This window comes from Nocardia sp. NPDC088792 (assembly GCF_044750615.1).
GTDB lineage: Bacteria > Actinomycetota > Actinomycetes > Mycobacteriales > Mycobacteriaceae > Nocardia.
On sequence record NZ_JBIVKC010000008.1, the window covers coordinates 104,749 to 125,346 of the forward strand.

At 69.9% G+C, this 20,598-nt stretch carries 10 protein-coding genes; 9 read left to right on the top strand and 1 reads right to left on the bottom strand.

The features are described from left to right. Window positions 1-10: 10 nt before the first annotated feature. The 9 genes from ACIP5Y_RS42910 to ACIP5Y_RS42950 all read left to right on the top strand — a co-directional run bounded on the left by ACIP5Y_RS42910 (window position 11) and on the right by ACIP5Y_RS42950 (window position 18,453). On the top strand, window positions 11-3,691 hold the full coding sequence (locus ACIP5Y_RS42910) for an amino acid adenylation domain-containing protein (protein WP_400359166.1): 3,681 nt from the start codon (window positions 11-13) through the stop codon (window positions 3,689-3,691). A 66-nt stretch (window positions 3,692-3,757) separates the two neighbouring features. Further along, window positions 3,758-10,156 carry an amino acid adenylation domain-containing protein gene (locus tag ACIP5Y_RS42915; protein WP_400359168.1) on the top strand — a complete coding sequence of 2,133 codons (6,399 nt, stop codon included), beginning with the start codon at window positions 3,758-3,760 and terminating at the stop codon, window positions 10,154-10,156. Window positions 10,157-10,196: 40 nt separating this feature from the next. Next, window positions 10,197-10,961, top strand: coding sequence for a thioesterase II family protein (locus ACIP5Y_RS42920; protein ID WP_400359170.1), 765 nt, complete (start codon window positions 10,197-10,199; stop codon window positions 10,959-10,961). Further along, window positions 10,958-12,295 (top strand): polyketide synthase, encoded by a 1,338-nt coding sequence (locus ACIP5Y_RS42925; RefSeq protein WP_400359172.1) that lies wholly within the window; start codon window positions 10,958-10,960, stop codon window positions 12,293-12,295. Before ACIP5Y_RS42920 ends, ACIP5Y_RS42925 begins: the two co-directional genes overlap by 4 nt. Continuing rightward, the gene (gene nbtC, locus ACIP5Y_RS42930) at window positions 12,288-15,623 is read left to right on the top strand and encodes a nocobactin polyketide synthase NbtC (RefSeq protein WP_400359174.1); all 3,336 of its coding nucleotides are present in this window, start codon (window positions 12,288-12,290) and stop codon (window positions 15,621-15,623) included. Before ACIP5Y_RS42925 ends, nbtC begins: the two co-directional genes overlap by 8 nt. Before the next feature lie 37 nt (window positions 15,624-15,660). Next, a complete protein-coding gene (locus ACIP5Y_RS42935; RefSeq protein ID WP_400359176.1) occupies window positions 15,661-16,632 on the top strand; it encodes an ATP-binding cassette domain-containing protein in 972 nt (323 codons plus the stop codon). Next, window positions 16,629-16,808, top strand: a complete 180-nt coding sequence (locus ACIP5Y_RS42940; protein WP_400359178.1) for a hypothetical protein — start codon at window positions 16,629-16,631, stop codon at window positions 16,806-16,808. Before ACIP5Y_RS42935 ends, ACIP5Y_RS42940 begins: the two co-directional genes overlap by 4 nt. Beyond that, the gene (locus ACIP5Y_RS42945; RefSeq protein WP_400359179.1) at window positions 16,805-17,575 is read left to right on the top strand and encodes an ABC transporter permease; all 771 of its coding nucleotides are present in this window, start codon (window positions 16,805-16,807) and stop codon (window positions 17,573-17,575) included. Before ACIP5Y_RS42940 ends, ACIP5Y_RS42945 begins: the two co-directional genes overlap by 4 nt. Continuing rightward, window positions 17,572-18,453 (top strand): ABC transporter permease, encoded by an 882-nt coding sequence (locus ACIP5Y_RS42950; protein WP_400359181.1) that lies wholly within the window; start codon window positions 17,572-17,574, stop codon window positions 18,451-18,453. The genes ACIP5Y_RS42945 and ACIP5Y_RS42950 overlap by 4 nt, the downstream gene beginning before the upstream one ends. Before the next feature lie 17 nt (window positions 18,454-18,470). Here ACIP5Y_RS42950 and ACIP5Y_RS42955 read toward each other — a convergent pair whose 3' ends face one another. After that, a complete protein-coding gene (locus ACIP5Y_RS42955; protein ID WP_400359183.1) occupies window positions 18,471-20,597 on the bottom strand; it encodes a glycogen debranching N-terminal domain-containing protein in 2,127 nt (708 codons plus the stop codon). Window position 20,598 lies beyond the last annotated feature (1 nt).

Consider the following 20,598-nt stretch of genomic DNA (forward strand, 5'->3'; position numbering starts at 1 on the left):
AGGGAGTTCGATGCTCGACATTGCTGAGGTTCGCGAAATCGTGGCGGCCGCGCTGGACGCCGCCCCCGAATCGATCGGTGACGACGACGATCTCGTGAGCCTGGGAATGCACTCCATGATGCTCATGCAGCTGTCGGCCAAATGGCGCAAGCGCGGCTACGAGGTCCGCAGTTCGGAGCTCGCCCTCGAACCCACCCTCGCCGCCTGGACCGCCCTGCTGCGCGCGGGCCACGCCGAGCAGACCTCCGCCGCCGCGGGCGCCGCAGCGATCCTGGCCGCCACCTCCGCGGCCGCCGCCCCCGCCGAATCCGCCCCGGCCGACGCCGAATTCGGCCTCGCCACCATGCAGCACGCCTACTGGATGGGCCGCCGCCAGGATCAGGCCCTCGGCGGCGTCGCCGCCCACCTGTACGTCGAATTCGACGGCAGCGGCCTGGAACCCGAGCGCCTGCGCCGCGCGGTCACCCGCCTGGTGCGCCGGCACGAGCAGCTGCGCGCCCGGTTCACCGACAGCGGCACCCAGCGCACCCTGCCCGAACCACAACGCCCGATCTTCGAATCCGTCACGATCGACGCCGCTTCCGAGACCGCCGAGCTGGAACGCCTGCGCCAGGCCAAGAGCCACCAGCGCATGGACGTGGCCGCCGGGCAGGTCATCGACATCACCCTGTCCACCCTCGAAGACGGCCGCCACCGCCTGCACGTCGACGTGGACATGCTGGCCGCCGACGCCCAGAGCTACCGCCGCATCCTCGAGGATCTGGCCACCCTGTACGAGGCCGACGCCGACACCCTCGCCCCGCTCACCTACACCTTCCGCGCCTACCTGGACGCGAAAGAGCGCACCGCGCCCGATAATTCGGCGGATCGCCGCTGGTGGGGCGACCGCATCGGCGACCTGCCGGACATCCCGGCCCTCCCGGTACTGCCCGAATCCGAGCGCCGCGACCCGAGCGCCAGCGTCCGCCTGCACCACTGGTTCGATCCGGAGGCCAAGGCCCGCCTGCACCGCGCCGCCCACGGGCACGGCGTCACCCCCGCGGTCGCCCTGGCCACCGTCTTCTCCGAAGCCATTGCCCGCTGGTCGGCGCAACAGCGCTTCCTGCTTAACGTGCCGCTGTTCAACCGCGAACAACTGCACGACGACGTCGATCAGGTGGTCGGCGACTTCACCAACTCGGTACTCGTCGATGTCGACGCCGCCGAACGCGAATCCATGGTGTCGCGCGCCAAACGCCTGCAGCGCGAACTGCACACCTGCGCAGCGCATTCCGTCTACGAGGGCCTGGACGTGCTGCGCGACCTGGGTCGCCTGCGCGGCGCACCCGTCACCCCGTCGGTCGTCTTCACCTCCGGCCTCGACCTGGGTGAACTGTTCTCCGAGCGCGTCCTGCGCGCCTTCGGCGAACCGGTGTGGATCATCTCCCAGGGCCCGCAGGTGGATCTGGACGCCCAGGTGGTCGAACTGAACGGCGGCCTGCTGGTGAACTGGGACATCCGCCGCGATGCCCTCCCCGAGGGCGTGGCCGAGGCCATGTTCACCGAATTCCGCACACTGCTGGACGAACTCGTGGCCCCGGACGCCGACTGGAACGCCGACCTGGCCATCGCCCTCCCGCCCGCCCAGCGCGCGGTCCGCGAAGCCGTCAACGCGACCGACCTGGAATTGGGCGGCCCCCGCACCCTGCACGAGGCGTTCTTCGCACTGGCCCAGCGCTATCCGCATCGGCCCGCGCTGCGCTGGCAGGCCGGCCCGAGCGCACACAGCACGGACACCGCAGATTCGAGTGACTTCGGCACGGTAGCCGCGGATTCGAGCGGCCGTGGCGCGGTAGCCTCAGGCGCGCTCACCGGCTGTGCGCCCGACCGGTCCACGGACACTGCGGGTGTGCTCGCGGGAGCGGGCGCCGTAGCTCAGCACACCTACGCCGAGTTGGCCGGGCAGGCGCTGTCGATCGGCCGGGCGCTGGCGGATGCCGGTGTGCGGCCCGGTGACACCGTGGCGGTCATGGTGCCCAAGGGACACAAGCAGATTCCGGCCGTGCTCGGTGTGCTCGCGGCGGGTGCGACGTATCTGCCGATCGGCACCGAGCAGCCGGCGGCGCGCCGGAACCGCATTCTCGAGCGTGGTGGCGCGCGCGTGATCATCGTGGATGCCGCGGTCGAGCTGCCTGCGCAGGTGACACCGCTGCTGCTGACCGAAGCCAGCGAGGGCCCGCGCCTGGACAACGCCCATGTGCCGCCGGCCGATTCGATCGCGTACGTGCTGTTCACCTCCGGCTCCACCGGTGAGCCGAAGGGCGTCGAGGTGAGTCATCGGGCGGCGGCCAACACCATCGACGCCCTCATCACGCACTTCGAGCTGGGCGCCGACGATCACACCATCGGGCTGTCCGCGCTCGAGTTCGACCTGTCGGTATTCGACATCTTCGCGCCGCTGTCGCTGGGCGGCGCGGTGGTCGCGGTCGAGGCGGAGATCGAACGCGACGCCGTCGCCTGGTCGCGGCTGATCGCGGAAACCGGTGTGACCGTGGTGAACTGCGCGCCGGGCCTCATCACCATGCTGCTGGACACCGCGTCCGCCGCGCAGCTGCGCACCGTGCGCGTGGTGATCACCGGTGGCGACCGCGTGAAATCCCAGCAGGGACACCGTTTCCGCGACCTGGTGCCGGGCGTGCGTTTCGCGGGCCTGGGCGGCACCACCGAAACCGCCATCCACTCCACGGTCTGCGAGATCACCGACGCCTACCCGGCCGACCGGGCCAATGTCCCGTACGGCACCCCGATGGCGAATGTGCGCTGCCGCGTGGTGAACACCCGCGGTGAGGACTGCCCGGACTGGGTACCGGGTGAACTGTGGATCGGCGGCGTCAGCGTCGCCGACGGCTACCGCGGCGATGCCGACCGCACCGCCGACCGCTTCGTCACCGTCGATGGCCTCCGCTGGTACCGCACCGGCGATATGGCCCGCTACCTGCCCGACGGCACCCTGGACTTCCTGGGCCGCGCCGACCACCAGGTGAAGATCCGCGGCTTCCGCGTAGAACTCGGCGAGGTCGAATCCGCCCTCGCCGCCCAGCCGGGCATCCGGGAAGCCGTTGCGCTGGTGACCGATTCGGGCCGCCTGGCCGCGGTCGCCGCCTTCGGAACCGAGGGATCGTCCGACGCGTCATCCGCCGGTGCCGGCTCCGGTGGCGCGGTTTCCACCGACGCGATCCTCGCGGATGTGCGGGAACTGCTGCCCGCGCACATGATTCCGGAAATCGTCGAACTGGTGCCCGCCATCCCACTGACCGGCAACGGCAAGCTGGATCGTGCCGCCATCCGCCGCATGGTGGCCGCCGGCGACGAGGCCGCCCGCGACACCTATGCCGCCCCGGAAACCCCGTTGGAAGCGGCCGTCGAGTACATCGCCACCCAGGTGCTGGGTATCGAAAGGCTCGGCGCCACCACCGATTTCTTCGAGGTGGGCGGCAATTCCATCCTGGCCACCACGCTCACCGCCAAGCTGCGCGGCCTGCTCGCGGTGGAGGGCTTCGGCGTCACCGGCGTGCTGGAGGGCCGCACGGTGCGCGGTATCTGCGCGGCGCTGCTGGCGGGCGAGTCCACTCCGGATCGCCTGGATCAGGTGGCCCGGATCCTGCTCGAGCTCGCCGAGGTCGCATTGCCCGAACCGGTCGCCGTGTCCTGAGCGGTCCGCCGCCGGAACATGCTGCAGCGCAAGGGAATCCCGAAGACAAGGATTGGTTCGACAGCAATGAAATCACTGGAAGACCTGCAGGAAGCCATGCTGGCCCGGCTCACGCGGGAAGGCCTGGCCGCCACTCCTGCGGTCCCGGTCCGTCGTGATCCCACCCGGGCGGCCCTGTCCTTCGGGCAGCGCTATGTCTGGGCGCACCAGCAGATTTCACCCGACAGCGCCGCCTACAACCTGTGCCTGGCCCTGACCTTCGACGGCGAGGTGGACGCGGACGCCCTGCGCCGCGCCTTCCTCGCACTGGTCCGCCGCCACGAGGTCCTGCGCACCACCTACCACAATGACGAGCAGGGCGACCCCTACCAGCTCATCCACGACGACCTGCCGCCCCGACTCACCGATATCGACCTGACGACCGCCGGTCCGGCCGAGGGCGATCCGGTCGCCACCGCGGACTCCGTCATAGCGGGCACCGCCACCGCGGAGTCCGTCGCCGAACGTGTGGCGGCCGCGGCGGACCGCGTGCTCGCGGAGCTCACCCGCGCGGCGGCGCACGAAACCTTCGACCTGTCAGCCGAATCCTCGCTGCGCGTCACCTTCGCCCGCACCCGCCCGGACCGACTCGTAGCGGTCGTGGTCATCCAGCACATCGCCTGGGACGGTATGACCCTGCCCGCCCTGTCCCGCGATGTGGAGAACTTCTACCGCCAGGCCCGCACCGGCGACATCACCGTGGAGCCGCTGCGCCTGCAGGTCGCCGACTTCGCCGAATGGGAGCAGGACCGCTTCCGCGACGGCGACCACAGTGCCGACACCGACTTCTGGGCAAGCCGGTTCGACGGTGAAGTCCACGAACTGCAACTGCCGTACGATCGCCGCCCCGTCACCGTCACCGAACGCGGCGATCGCTTCGACCGGCTGCTGAGCGCACGGGCCGACGCGAATCTGCGCCGGCTCGGCACCGACCTGCGCAGCACCCCGTTCTCCGTCTTCCTGGCCGCCTACTACCTGGCTCTGCGCCAGACCACCGGCCAGCGGGACATCGTGGTCGGCACCACCGTGGCCAATCGCGAGGAATCCGGTCAGGAACTGCTGATCGGCAACCTGTCGAACATGATTCCGCTGCGCTTCACCGGAGCGGGCGCGGCCACCTTCGCCGAACTCGTCACGCAGGTGCGCACCACCACCACGGAAGCGTTCCGGCACAAGCACTTCCCGCAGGAAGGCATCGTCCGGGCCGCCAATCAGGCCACCGGCCACGTCGGCTCCAAACTCTTCGACACCATGGTGCTGTTCCTGCACCAGAAGATCGACGGCCCGCAGCTGCCGGGCGCGGTCACCAGCTGGGAGTTGATCGACAATGGCGGCGCCCTGCTGCCGCTGGTCGTCGAGACCTTCATGCATCACGACCGCACCGACGTCCAGATCACCTACCGCACCGACCTTTTCGACGTCGGCACCATCGAGCGGCTGCACGAGTACATCGACCAGATATTGGCCGCCGCTACCCCCGGCGCCACCCTCGGATCGCTGGAGACACTGTCCGCCTCGGACCGTGCCCGCCTCGACGACTGGTCCTTCGGCGACCGTCCGGACATCACCCCGGAAACCGTCGACGCCATGATCCGCACCTCGGCGCAGGATCATCCGGAACGAGTGGCCGTGGTGTTCGAGGACACCGAACTCGCCTACGCCGAATTCGATTCCCGCGTCAACGGACTCACCCGCATGCTGCTGGAACGTGGCGTGCGCAATGGCGATCGGGTCGGCGTGTACGCCGAACGCAGCGAATGGCTGCCCATCGTGTTCGCCGCCGTCCTGCGGGCGGGCGCGGTGTACGTGCCCGCCGATCCGAGCTACCCGCTCGACCGCATCGAGTACATGCTCGGCGATGCCGACCCCCGGCTGCTGATCACCTCGGTCTCGCCGGAACGCCGGCTCACGGCCCGAATCGCCGTCCCCGTAATGGATCTCGCCGACGAGGCCGTGCAGGCCGAGCTCGCCGCCGCGGATGCCACCCCGGTTCGCCCGGAGGAACTCGCGCGTCCCATCCACCCGCTGGATGCCGCCTACCTGCTCTACACCTCCGGCACCACCGGCCGTCCGAAGGGTGTGGTGATCCATCACCGCGCCATCGCCAACCACGTGCAGTGGATGCGCGACTACCTCGGTTTCGGTGTGGAACGCATTCTGCAGAAGGCCCCCATCGGCTTCGACGTCTCGGTCTTCGAGCTCGTCAACGCACTCTGCACCGGCTCCACCACCGTGCTGCCGCACCCGGAATGGTGGCAGGCCGATGTGGAAGCGCTCGCGGGAATCATCGAGCGGCACCGGGTGACCCAGCTGTCCCTGGTACCCAGCGTCACCCGCGCCTTCCTGGACGCCGGTCCCGACCCGGTCCGGCTGCAGTCCATGCGCTACGTATACCTGGGCGGTGAATCCGTGCCGCCCGCCCTGGTCGAGGAGGCGAGCCGCGTCTTCGGCGGCACGGTTCTCGGCTTGTACGGTCCGACCGAGGCCGCCATGGACCTCACCCACGAGGACTTCGCCGGCACGCAAGGCGGCGACGAGATCCGCTCCGCGCTGATCGGTGTCCCCGAATCGAATTCCTCGGTCTTCGTCCTCGACGAGCAGCTGCGTCAGGTGCCGCCCGGCGTCACCGGCGAGCTCTACCTGGGCGGCGTCCAGCTCGCCCAGGGCTACCACCACCGTTCGGGATTGAGCGCCGCCACCTTCGTGGCCTGCCCCTTCGCCCCCGAGACCGGTGCGCGCATGTACCGCACCGGCGATATCGTGCGCTGGAATTCGCGCGGTCGCCTCGAATACCTGGGCCGCGTCGACGATCAGGTGAAGATCCGCGGCCACCGCATCGAACTCGGCGAGATCGGCACCACCCTGCGCCGCATGCCCGGCATCGGCTCCGCCGCCGCCGTCGCCCTGCCCCGCGGCAATGACACGGTCCTGGTCGCCTACTACGTAGCCGAACCGAATACGGAGTGCGCCACCGAATCCGAGACCGTCGTGGCCGGTCGCATCCGCGCCTACCTCGCGGAACGCCTGCCGGACTACATGATTCCCACCGCCCTGGTCCGCATGCCGACCCTGCCCCTGACCGCCAACGGCAAACTCGACCGCCGTGCCCTCCCCGTCCCCGACCTGGGCGGCAGCACCGGCCGCGGCCGCGAATTGCAGGACGGCCCCGAACAACTGGTAGCCGAGGTAACCCGCCTGGTCCTCGGCCTGACCGCGGACATCGACCTAGCAGCCGACGACGACTTCCTCGCCCTCGGCGGCGACTCCATCACCGCCATCCGCATGGCCTCCGCCCTCAAGAAGCGCGGCCTCGCCATCACCACCAGCGCCCTCTTCGACGCCCGCACCATAGCCGCCATAGCCGCCGCCACCGAACCGATCCTCGACACCGGCGCCCCCGCCCTGGTAGACGCCGGCGCCGACACGGGCTGGATCCCCCTCGGCCCGATCGCCGCCATGCTCGTCGAAAAGGTCGGCGAATACACCGGATACAGCCAGGCCACGGCCGTGGTGACGCCGCCGGACGCGACCATGGAACGCCTCACCGCTGCCGTCCGCGCCCTGCTGGACCGCCACTCGCTGCTGCGCGCCCGCATCGCCGCCGCGCCGGAAGGCCTTGCCGCGCAGGCTGTTCCCGCCCACGCAGCTGCGGCTGCCGGCGGATCGGGCGAGGTCGTACTGTCTCAGGCTGCCGGCGGATCGAGTGACACCGCAATACCGCGGGCCGCCGCCGGTTCCGGCGATCTCACCGCGCCGCGAACTGCCGCCGATCCGCATGCGCAGGTCCTGTCCGCGATCTCGGCCGGCGCTGGTCGGAGGGGCCGTCCGGCTTACTACGTGCCCGCGGCCGACGAGCCGCAGCCCGAGGTGCCGGTGACAGAGGTGGTGATCGACGACGCGGAATGGGAAGCCATCACGCCGGATCTGTTGCAGGAGCAGCTGCATGCGGCGGGTACATCGCTGGATCCGGCCGCGGGCCGGATGGTCGCCGCGGTGTGGGCGCGGACGCCCGATCGGAGCACCGGCCGCCTGCTGCTGGTCGTGCATCACCTGGTGGTGGACGGTGTCTCCTGGCGGATCCTGCACGATGATCTGCGCCAGTTCTGGCGGGACGGTGCGCTGGAGCCGGAGACCGGGACCTCGGTGAAGACGTGGAATACCAACCTGGTTCGCTACGCGCAGGGGGAGGAGTTGGCGGCGGAACTGCCGCGGTGGCAGGCCGTCGCCGAGAGCGCCGACCCGCTGCTGGGCAGCCGCGCCTTCGATCCGGCCGTCGACACCATCGCGACGCTGCACGAGGTCACCACCGAGCTCGATGCCGAGGACACTCGATTCCTCATGACCACGGGCGCGCAGGCGTTCGGGTGCGACTTCCTGGATATCCAGGTGGCTGCGCTGGCGGTTGCCGTGCACCGCTTCCGCCGTTCGCGTGATGCCGACGCCGATACCGTCTCGCTCACCATGGAGCGGCACGGTCGCGTCGAAACCCTGTTCGCCGGAGCCGATCTGGCCAATACCGTCGGCTGGTTCACCAGTGCCTACCCGGTCGCGCTGAATGTGCTGCGCGCCGGGCAGGCCGACATCGTGGACGCGGTGAAGGCGGTCAAGGAGCAGCTGCTCGCCGTGCCCGATTCCGGTATCGGCTGGGGTCTGCTGCGCTGGCTGAACGAGGAGGGCCGCACGGTCCTGGCCGACCGGTCCGCACCACAGCTGAGCTTCAACTACATGGGCCGTTTCGCTGTCGCCGAGACCGCCGAAACCTGGGATGCTGCACCGGAATTCGGCTACCTGGGTGGCCACGCCGACCCGGCGATGCCGGTTGCCGCCGTCCTCGACGTGAACACGGTGACCGTCACCGACGGCGACAACGCCACTCTGCGGGCGTCGTTCCGCTTCCCCGCCGGCGTGCTCTCCGACGCGGACGTGCACGAACTCGCCGACCTGTGGGCGGGTGGCCTGCGCGACTTCGCGAAGACGGTGCGCGACAACCCGATCCGTCGACTCACCCCCAGCGATGTGCTCGCCCGCGAGGTCACCCAGCTGGACCTGGACCGCTGGCAGACCCTCTACGGCGCCTTCGCCGACGTGCACCCGCTGGCGCCCATGCAGTCCGGCCTGTACTTCACCGCACTGGGCTCGGGCGGCAAGGACTTCTACAACGTGCAGACCATGATCGCCGTGCGCGGCGCCCTGGACCTGCCGCGCCTGACCGCCGCCCTGGACACGGTGATCAACCGCTATCCCAATCTGCGCGTGGCCATCTCGGTCTCACAGGGCGGCCAACCCTACGCGATCGTCACCGATCACGTGGATGTCGAGGTGCGCGAAGTCGACTACGCGAATCGGCAGGACGCCGACGAGCGGCTGCAGGACTTCCTGCGCGCCGATCAGGGCGAGCAGTTCGACCTCGCGCACGGCCCGCTCACCCGCGCCACCGTCGTGCACCTGCCAGGCGCGGTGCACATGCTGGTCCTCACCTCGCACCACCTGCTCACCGACGGCTGGTCGGGACAGCTGCTGCCGCAGGAGATCTTCGCCGCCTACCTGAGCGATGGCACCGCGGCACCGCTCGGCAATCCCGATACCTTCGCCGAGTTCCTGCGCCTCACCCAGGACCGCGAGGCCGCCACCGAAGCAGCCTGGTCCGGCTACCTCGACGGTGTACCGCCCTGCCTCGTCGCCCCCGACCGGGTGCCGGACGGCGGCGGCGTGCCCACCGGCCGCGCGGCGGTCATCGACCCGGAAGTGGTGGACCGGCTCACCGCCCTGGCCGCCGACCTCGGCACCACGTTCAGCGTGGTCTGCCAGCTGGCCTGGGCGAATGTGCTGCACTACGTGACCGGTTCGGACACTGCGGTATTCGGTGAGGTGGTCTCCGGCCGCCCCGCCGACCTCGACGAGGTCGACAATGCCGTGGGCTGCTTCGCCAACACCATCCCCGTCGCGGTCGGCCTGCGCGGCGACGCCAGCTGGCGTGACCTGCTGGCCGAAATCCAGCGCCGGCGCGTGGATCTCATGGAGTTCCACCAGTACCGGCTCACCTCCGCCATTCGCGCCACCGGCGTGCGCAAGCTGTTCGACAGCATGTTCGTCTTCCAGTCCTACCCGCCCGGCCGCGAGGAACTCGAAAGCCTGCTGGCCCGGGCGGAACTGGAACTCGTCACCTTCGAAGGCGGCGGCGCCACCGACAATGCGCTGCTGGTGATGATCTTCCCCGCCAATTCGCTGCTGCCCGCCGACGGCGTGCAAGCGGTCGTCTTCTACGCGGAGGACTCCTTCGACCCCACCGAGGCCGAGATCATCGAGGCCGCCTTCCACGACACCCTGCGCGCCATCGCCTTCGACCCGGACCGTCGCATCGACGCGACCACGGTGATCGGCGACGAGGACCACGGCCTGCTGGTCATGCGCCGGATGTGGCAGTGAGCAGCGGGAATTCCGGCGTGCAGAACAGGAGCGAACGACCATGAGCAACACCCTCGGATGGATCCGCAAATTCCATCGCCCCCGCGCGGCCGCCAACCCGCCGCTGCTGATCTGCCCGCACGCGGGCGGCGGCGCCTCCACCTACCGGCCCTTCTCCAAGGCGCTCAGCGAGGACTTCGACGTCTCGATCTTCCAGTACCCGGGCCGGCAGGACCGCGCCCGCGAGGAAGCCCTGCGCAGCGTCCCGGACATCGCGGCCGGAGCGTTCGCGGAATTCGTGCGTTCTCCGCAGAACAGTGGCGTGCCGATCACCGTATTCGGGCACTCCATGGGTTCGGTGGTGGCCTTCGAATTCGCCCGGCTGGCACTGGATGCGGGCATTCCCGTGCGCCTGCTCGCGGTCTCCGGTGCGGTCGCCCCGTGGCGTGTGGCCGATATGCCGCCGCATCCGACCGAGGACGAACAGCTCCTCGATCACGTCGGCGGCCTGCAGGGCACCGGCGCGGACGTGCTCGCCAACCGGGAACTCATGCGCATGGCACTGCCCGCGTTGAAGGCCGACTATGCCGCCTTCGACGCCTACACCTGCCCGAAGGACGTACTCCTCGATGTGCCCCTGCACGCCATGGGCGGCAGCGACGACGAGTTCGTCACCTTCGGTGATCTCTACGGCTGGCAGCAGCACACCCCGCACGAACTCCAGGTCACCATGTTCGACGGCGGCCACTTCTACCTGCACGACAATGTCGACGCCATCGCGGAAACCCTGACGGCGGAACCGATCCGGGAGCCGGCGAACCGATGAGCGACAACCACGACGACCCCATCGTCATCGTCGGCATGGCCGTGGAGGCCCCCGGCGGCGTCGACACCCTCGCCGGCTATTGGACGGCGCTCGCCGAATCCCGCGACCTGCTCGGGCCCTTCCCGCGCGACCGCGGCTGGCCGCTGGAGCGACTGCTGTCGCTGGCCGAGACCGAGGGCTGGGGCGCGGTCCGTGACTCCGGCGGATTCCTCGACGGCGCAGCCGATTTCGACCCGCAGTTCTTCGGCATCACCCCGCGCGAAGCCGTCGCCATGGACCCGCAGCAGCGCGTCGCGCTGCGCGTGGCCTGGCGGGCCCTGGAGAATACCGGCCTCGACCCGTCCGACCTCGGCGCTGACGAGATCGGCTGCTATATGGGCGCTTCCAGCACCGAATACGGCCCGCACGGCGCGGACGTCAACGAGTACACCGGATACCGGGCGAGCGGCTCCGCCCTCGGTGCGGTGGCCGGGCGCATCTCCAACTGCCTCGGGCTGAACGGGCCCTCGGTGGTCGTCGACGTGGCCTGCGCGTCCTCGCTGGCGGCCGTGCACCTGGCGGCCTCCGCCATTCGCAACGATGAATGCGAATGGGCGCTGGCCGGTGCGGCCTGCGTCATGGGCTCGCCCGGTGCGTTCTTCGAATTCTCCAAGAACAACGCACTGTCCGCGGACGGGCAGTGCAAGCCCTACTCCGAAGACGCTCAGGGCACCCTCTGGGGTGAAGGCGTGGGAATCGTGGTGCTGGAACGGGAATCGCGGGCCCGCCGCCTCGGACATCGCATCTACGCGCGCCTGCTCGGCTCCCGCATCAACCACAATGGCAAGGGCGCGCCCATCGCGGTGCCCAGCACCGAAGCGCAGGAGCGACTCATCCGCGCCACCATCGCCGCCGCCGGTATCGCCCCCGAACTGGTCGACCTGATCGAGGGCCACGGCACCGGCACCGCCGTCGGTGATCCGCTGGAACTCGCTGCCCTGCAACATGTTTACGGCGCACCCCGCGCCGACGGCACCGGCCCGCTGCTCGGCTCGGTCAAATCCAACCTGGGCCACGCGCAGGCCGCCGCCGGACTGCTCGGCCTGATCAAGGTGCTGCTCAGCGGCCTGCACGGGCAGATCCCGCCCACCCGCCACGCGGACCACCCCACCACCCGGGTCGACTGGGACGCCTCCGGCCTGCGGCTCGCCACCGAACTGCGCGACTGGGCGCCGCGCGACGGCGTCCGCTACGCCGCCGTGTCGTCCTTCGGCGTCAGCGGCACGAATGCGCACGCCGTGCTCGCCATGCCCGCGCCGGACGAGGCCGTGCTCGAAAGGGAGATCCATGCCTGACTACCGACTTCCCGACGGCAGCATCCCGATCCCGCTGTCCGCCGACAGCCCCGACGCGCTGCGCCGGGAAGCCGCCGCCCTGGCCGCCTACCTCGAACAGCGGCCGCACGTCACCCCCGGCGAAGTCGCCGACATGCTGCTGCGCACCCGCGGCGCACGCCGGCAGCGGGCGTTGGCCATGGTGCGCGAGCGTGACCAGCTGGTCGATGCTTTAAAGGCCATCGCCGCCGGACGCCCGCACCCGGCCGTCGTGGTGGGGGAGACCGCGGCCGTCGCCAGGCGCGTGGCCTACGTGTTCCCCGGCCAGGGCAGCCAGCGACCCGGCATGGGACTGCTGTACTACCGGCACTCGCCGGTCTTCCGCGCCGCCGTCGAGGAATGCGACGCGAAATTCCGGGAACTGCACGACATCTCGCCGCTCACCTACCTCCTGCACGAGGACGGCGAAACCGACGAAGGCGTCGAGATCGTGCAGCCCGCACTGTTCATGCAGATGCTGGGTCTGGCCGCCATGTGGCGGGCCGTCGGCGTCGAACCGGCCGTGACGGTCGGCCACAGTCAGGGCGAGATCGCCGCCGCCGTGGTCTCCGGCATCATCTCCCTCGCCGACGGCATCCGCGTGGTCACCCTGCGCGCCAACCTGGTCGGCTCGCTGGAACGCGATAACGACTGGTCCGGCCGCTGGGCCATGGCCGTGGTCGGCGTCGACCGCGACGAATGCGAGGCCCTGCTGGCCCGCAACTCCGGCTGGGCCGAACTCGCGGTGGTCAACTCCGCACACGTACTGGCCGTCTCGGGCGAACGCCCCGCCGTCTCCGAACTGGTCGCCACCCTCACCGCACAGGGCAAGTTCGCCAAGGAAATCCGCGTCGAATACCCCGCGCACACCTCCTTCGTCTCCACTTTCCGCGGCGCGCTCGAAGGCACCCTGAAGGACACCCTCGACAATCCGGTCTTCGAAGACACCGAGATCCCGTGCCTCGGCGCCACTCTCGGCGGCCCGGTCACCCCCGACCTCCCCGCCGCCGAATACTGGTACTGGAACCTCCGCAACCGTGTCCGCTTCGACCTCGCCGTAGCCGGCGCAGCCGCCCGCGGCATCGACATCTTCCTCGAGATCGCCGACCACCCGGCCCTCATGCTCGCCCTCCAGGAAACCCTCGCCGGCGTCACCCCCCGACGCGACTTCCACACCATCGGCACCTCCCGCCGCACCGCCGAAGACCTCCGCGAATTCACCCGCAACCTCGCCCAGATCGCAGTCCTGGACACCTCTTTCAGCTGGACCGCGTTGCGCGACGACAGTGGCCCGGTCCGCCTGCCCCTGCTGGACTTCCCCAACACCCAGACGACTCCCAAGAAGCTCTGGGCCCCCTTCAACTACCACTCGGCCCCCACAGCGGTCGGCAGCACCGGAATGCCCGGCACCGCAGATATGAACGCCGCAGGACATCTCTCCGGTGCGGTGAACGACGCGGCGGCCGACGGCCCCTCCTCAGCCGGAATTGCTGGTGTCGGGGGATCCCGGTCCGGCATGGTGAACGGTGCTGTGGGCGCTAGCGCCGCCGGAATTGCCGCTGCCGCCGCGGGTTCGGGCGCGCGCGGCGCTGGCCCCGCGGGCAGCGTGACCGCCGCAACGGTCGTGCCGCAGCGGCTGGCCGAGCGGTGGGTGCGGCTGGACCGGCGGAAGCTGGTGCCGCCGCGCACGCTTGCGGTGCTGGACCACACCGGGCAGTGCGGTGAACTCGCCGCGGCGGTCGAACAGGCCGCCGGGCGGCACGGCGCGGTGGTCGTCGGTGCGGACAGCGGGGCGTCCTTCGATACCGCGGTCATTCTGCTGCCGTCCGCATCGGATGCCGGGATCGGCACGGCCGTGGCGGAATCCGCGGACTTCGTCGGGGATCGCGGCTGGCTGCCGGACCTGGCCGGAGTGCGCGATGCGTGGCTGGTGACCGTCGGGGGCGAGGCGGTGTTCGATGCCGAAGTCCCGGATCTTGTGCATGCCGCCGCTCAGGCTGCGTTCCGCTGCTTCGCTCCCGAGCATCTCGGTACCCGCTTCCGGCACGTGGATCTGCAAGCCGGACAGGCGCTTCTGGACTCTGCCAAGGCGCTGGTCGGTGCCCTGCATACCGCCGGTGAGCCGGAACTCGCCGCTCGCGAAGGCAAGCTCTACGCCAAACGCCTCGTCGTCGACGAGACCGGTGATGACCGGCCGCTCACCGCCGACGATCTCGCCGAGGTCGTGATCATTGGCGGCACCGGCAAACTCGGTCTGGACTTCACCGCCGAGTTCGCGCACGGCGGGGCCCGCCGGATCACGCTGATCAGCCGATCCGGCGGATCGGGAGATGCCCTCGCGCGCGTGCGTGAACTGGAGCGACCGGGTCTCATCATCGATATCCGCCGCTGCGACGTCACCGACGAGAGCGCGGTCGCCGCGCTGGCAGGGGAGTTGCGCGCGCCCGCCACCCTGCTCGTGCACGCGGCCGTCGACTACGACGCCGCGGCCGCCGAGCTCACGCCCGAAACCGTCTTCGCGGCAGCCGAATCCAAACTGGTCGCCTTCGACCGTCTGGTCCGCCTGCTGCCACTGGCTCCGGGCGCCCGGGTGCTGGCGTGCTCCTCGCTGTCGGCCACCATCGGCGGACGCGGCCACGCTGTCTACGCCGCCGTCAACCGCATGCTGGACGCCGCCGCAATCCGATACCGGCACAACGGCATCGAGGCGACCTCGGTGCAGTGGGGACTGTGGCGGGCAGTCGGCGCGGACCATGCCGAGGCGCTGGCCCGCATCAGCGGCACCGGACTACTGCCCATGGATCCGGCCGGCGCCGTCGCCACCGGCTTCGCCGCCACGGGCAACCGCGTCGTGGTGGCCGCCGAATGGTCCACGCTGCGTTCGCTGTTCGCGATCTTCGGGCAGGACCGGCTCTTCGCCGAACTACCCGACGAACCGGCGCCCGCGCCCATCGCCGGAGGTCCGGCGGGTACGACCGTCTTGCGTCCGGACGCTGCGGCCGCCGCGGGTTCGGCCGCCGCGACCGTCCCCGGTCCGGCCGCCGAGAGCGCCCCGGCTCCGGTCGGAGTGGCGCCCGCGCCCCCGATCGCCGATGTCGCCGAACAGGTCCGGGACGCGCTCCGCTTCGTCATGGGCCTCGATGCCGGCGAAACCATCGACGGCTCCATGCCTTTGGTGGCCCTCGGCCTGGATTCGCTCCAAGCCCTGGACCTGCGCAAGCGCATAGAAGCCGACCTGCAACGCGATCTGCCCGTCACCGCCATCCTCGGCGGCGCCTCACTCGACGACGTCGTATCACTGCTCGGCTGACCCGAAATACCAACGACGCAGGGGGAGTACCTGAATCATGACCACAGAAACCACACCGCGGCCGGATGACGCGATCATCGTCGAGTCCGTGGAGAAGTCCTTCGGCGAGGTGAAGGCCCTGCGCGGCATCAGCTTCACCGCCCCGGCGGGCAGTGTGCTGGGCGTGCTCGGACCCAACGGCGCCGGCAAGACCACCACCGTCTCGGTGCTGTCCACCCTGGTCCGGCCCGATGCGGGCCGCGCCCTGGTGGCCGGCTACGACGTGGTCCGCCAACCCGACGAGGTCCGCGCCTCCATCATGCTCACCGGCCAATACGCCGCCCTCGACGAAGTACTGACCGGCCGCGAGAACCTGGTGCTCTTCGGCCGCCTCATGGGCCTGCATCGCAAGGCCGCCAGACAGCGCGCCGACGAACTGCTGGAACGCTTCTCCCTCACCGACGCCGCCGACCGCCGCGTCGGCCAATACTCCGGCGGCATGCGCCGGCGCATCGACATCGCCTGCGGCCTGGTGCGCGCACCCCGCGTCGTCTTCCTCGACGAACCCACCACCGGCCTCGACCCGGTGAGCCGCCAGCGTTTGTGGGCCCTGGTCCGCGAACTCAAACAGCAGGGCGTCACCGTCCTCCTCACCACCCAATACCTCGAGGAAGCGGATGCCCTGAGCGACAACATCATCGTCGTCGACAAGGGCACCGTCATCGCCGAAGGCACCGCCGACCAGCTCAAGGCCCGCTCCGGCTCCAGCTACTGCGAGGTCGTCCCGGTCGACGCCGCCGACATCCCCCGCCTGGTCACCGCTCTCTCCGGTCTCGGCGCAGTCACCGTCCCCGAATCCGCCGACCGCGTCGCCCTCCCCGCCGCCGACGGCGCCGCCACCCTCACCGAAGCCTTGCAGCGCATCACCACCCACAACATCGAACTCATCGATATAGCCCTCCGCCGTCCCTCCCTCGACGAGGTCTTCATCGAACTCACCAAGCCCGCCGTGACGGAGGCGACGGCATGAAACCGCGGCGTCCGAAGCAAGTTCCGGCCGGGTCGCACCGGGCCCGCCGTAGCGGCACCGCCGGAGCCGCAGGTCATTCCGGCACCCGGCCCGCGCGGACCGCCACCGTGTCCGGCACCCCGGTGGCGGTAGCCCGTGCGCGCATCGTCCTCGCTCCGGCGGAGGTGGTTTCGTGAACCAGGAGGCCCCCGTCCGCGTTCCGGCCGGAATGCAGTGGACGGCGCTGAGCGAGCGCGGGATTCGCGCCGCCTTCCGGGAGGGCGATGTGGTGCTGGCCGTCTGCGCGCCCATCGCGTTCTACATCTGCTTCTACGTGCCGCTGCGCAAGTCCATGTCGGCGGCCGGGGTGGACTTCGCGCAGTATCTGCTGCCGCTGATCGCGGTGTACGCCATGTTCTTCACGGCCATGTTCGCCGGTGACCGCGCCGGGCGGGAGCAGGCCGGGGGCATGGCCACGCGCTTGCGCTCACTGCCGGTGCGGTCGTGGGTGCCGGTGGCGGCGCGCATGTCGGCCAATCTGGTGCGCGGCTGTGCGGCGCTGGCCGGTGCGCTGATCGTGGGGAGCCTGTTCGGGTTCCGCTTCCACGATCCGGTCACCGCAATTGTTTTCGTGCTGGTGGCGCTGGCTTTCGGTGCGGCCGTGGTGATTCTCGCCGACGCGCTCGGCACCGCCACCCGTAATCCGGAGCTCGGCGCGACCGTGCTGTTCGTGCCGCAGCTACTGCTGGTCATGACCTCCACGGGATTCGTGCCGGCCCAGGGTTTCCCGGGCTGGATCCAGCCGTGGGCGCGAAATCAGCCCATCTCGCAGGTGTCGGCCGCGCTGCGCGGACTGGCCGACGGCAACTACACCAGCTCCCTGGGCGTGGCCGCACTGTGGATCGCCGCCCTGCTCTCGGTGGGTGCGGTGCTGGCGATTCGAGCGGAAGGACGACGGGCATGACCACGGACAACGCACGCCATCCCGGCGACGACCCAGGGGCCGGCGTCGCGGCCGCATCGCTCGCCGGCGGTCGCATGCCGGAAATCGCGGCGGCGGAGCCGATTCCGCACGCTCGCGGCTCCCTGATCGGCCAGGCCCTGGTCGAAACCGGTCGCCTGCTGCGCCGCTGGTCGCGGCAGCAGGAGGTGATGACCAGCACGCTGGTGCTGCCGGTCCTGTTGCTGCTCATGTTCGATCTGGTGCTGGATCGCTCGCTCGGCATCTCGTCCGGCGCGAAACCGATCTACGGCTTCGTGCCCATGATCGCCATCGCCGGCGCCATGTACGGCGCCATGGGCACCGGCCTGTCCTTGTACGGCGAACGACAGAGCGGTCTGTTGCGCCGCTTCTGGGTGCTGCCCATCCACCGTTCGGCCGGAATGCTCGGCCGGCTGCTCGCGGAATGCGTGCGCGCGGCGGTGGTTTCGCTCGTGGTGATCCTGCTCGGCCTGGTGCTCGGCCTGCGTTTCGAGCAGGGCTGGCCCGGATTCTTCGGCGCGCTCGCCGTCCCGGTGCTGGTGATCGCGGGCTTCACGCCGCTGGTGATCCTGGTGGGCGTGAGCAGCATCGGCGACAAGGTGGTGCAGCTGTTCTCGATCTTCGTGCTGATCGGCATGTTCTTCAATTCGGGATTCGTGCCCGTGCAGAACTATCCGGACTGGCTGCAGCCCGTGGTCCGCGCGCAACCGATGAGCTGCGCCATCGAAGCCATGCGCGGATTCATCGAGGGCGGCTCCCTCGCCACCCCGCTTCTGCAGACCCTCGCCTGGTCGCTGGGCTTGGCCGCCGGTTTCGGCGCGCTGGCCGTGCGCGGCTACCGGGCCGCCGCGGAGAGCTGACCCGGTAACCGCACCACTCAGTGGGTGATCAGCCGCCAATCGTCGGGCAGATTGGAGGCGGTCACCCGATCACCCTCCACCGCAAGGTCGATGACCGCGCCGCCCAGCCGCAGATCGGTGAGCTCCATCCGCCCCCACCGCACCGGCAGATGCGGCAGCACGGTCAGCGTGCGCCGCGGCACATCCGGATCCAGCCCCAGGAAGGACCGCACCAGCAGCAGCGGCGCCGCACTCGCCCACGCCTGCGGGGAACACGAGGTCGGGTACGGCACCGGCGCCGAGAACCTGGTTCGCGGGAAACCGCAGAACAATTCGGGCAACCGGCCGCCGAAGGCCACCGCCGCGTCGAGCAGGCCGTCCGCCAGCCGGGTGGCCAGCTCGATCGCGCCCGGAATATGGCGATACCGCAGCAGTCCGGCCACCGCGATGGCGGTATCGTGCGGCCACACCGAACCATTGTGGTAGCTCATCGGGTTGTAGGCGCCCATGCTGGAAGCCAGTGTGCGCAAACCGAATCCGGTGTCCATATCCGCCGACGACAGCCGTGCGATGACCGTCGCCGCATGCTCGTCGGTGACGATGCCCGACCACAGACAGTGCCCGATATTGCTGGTCAACGCGTCCAGCCGGCGTTTGTTGCCGTCCAGAGCGACCGCGAACCAACCCTTTTCGGGCAACCAGAACGCCTCCGCGAACTTGGTTCGCAACTCTGCCGCACGATCCCGCAGATACCCGGCGGTGGCGCCGTCGCCGAACTCCTCCGCCAGCTCGGCCCGCGCCTGCAGGGCCGCGAACACATACCCCTGCACCTCGCACAGGGCGATCGGCGCCTCCGGCAGCCGCCCCGCCGCATCGTTGATGCCGTCGAAACTGTCCTTCCAGCCCTGATTGATCAGACCTCGATCGGTGGCCCGCCGGTACTCCACGAACCCGTCGCCATCGCGGTCACCGTAATCCGCGATCCACGCCAGTGCCGCGTCCGCGGCAGGCAGCAGCGCGTGCACCGCGTCGGCGTCCGCGCCCCAGCGCCGCGCCTGCGCCAGCAGCATGACGAAAAGCGGTGTGGCGTCCACGGTTCCGTAATACGTCTCACCGCCCAGTACCGCGCCGCTGGCCGGGCCGCGCCGCATCTCGTGCATGATCCGGCCCGGTTCCTCCTCGGTCATCGGATTCACCCGCTGCCCCTGCATCTCCGCCAGCTGCTGCATGGTGCCCACCGCGAGCCCCACATCCAGCGGCAGCGCCATCCACGCTGTTAGTAGCGAGTCCCGGCCGAACAGCGTCATGAACCAGGGCGCGCCCGCGGCCACGAACGGGCGGCCGCCGCGATTGTCGTCGTGAATCTGCAAGGCGCCCAGATCACTTTCGGTCCGCTCCAGCACCCCCGCCAGCTGCAGATTGCCGGCGGTGATCTTGGTGGCGGTATCCCGCCAGGCGGCGATCTTGCGGCTCGGCTCACTGAATTCGTATTGCTCACCCGGCCGTCCGAGCGAATGAATGGGCTGCGTGCCCATGCTCGGCTGGGCCACGATCTCGGTCTGCCACCTACCGCCGGCCGGGACCACCACCCGCCAGGACAGCGAACCCGGCAGCACCGCAGGCGTTTCCGAGGAGGACACCGCCAAACCCCGGGTGCGATCGGAACGATCGTTGAGCAGCAGCTCCACATCCGCCACCACGACCTCGGCGCGACCGTTACCGCTGCGGCCCTCCTTCACCGCGAAGAGGTCCGCGAAATCCGCGTCCACATGCAATTGCAGGTCCACGGCCGTGGTTTCGCGGCCCAGATTCTCGACCGTGACGGTCTCCCGTAGTCCGTCCGCCACCAGTCGTTCCCGCACGATGAGCACTGTGCTGTCTGCTGCGCCGGCCCGTGGAGGCCGGCGCAATATGAACCGGGCGATGAAGGCCTCCGGACTCAATACCGACAACGGCTCCGGCCGTTGTCCGTCCAGTCGCAGCTCCCACCGCGACAGCACCCGGGCATCCCGGTAGAACAGCCCGTACGGCGTCCCCTGCTCGATATCGCCGAGCCGGTCCGACAGGCAGAACGTGCTGCCTTCAACCAGCGTGACCGCACCACCCGACGCGCCCAGGTTCAACGGTTCGCCGGTGTTCAGAGCCGACGGAGTCTCATCGATCATT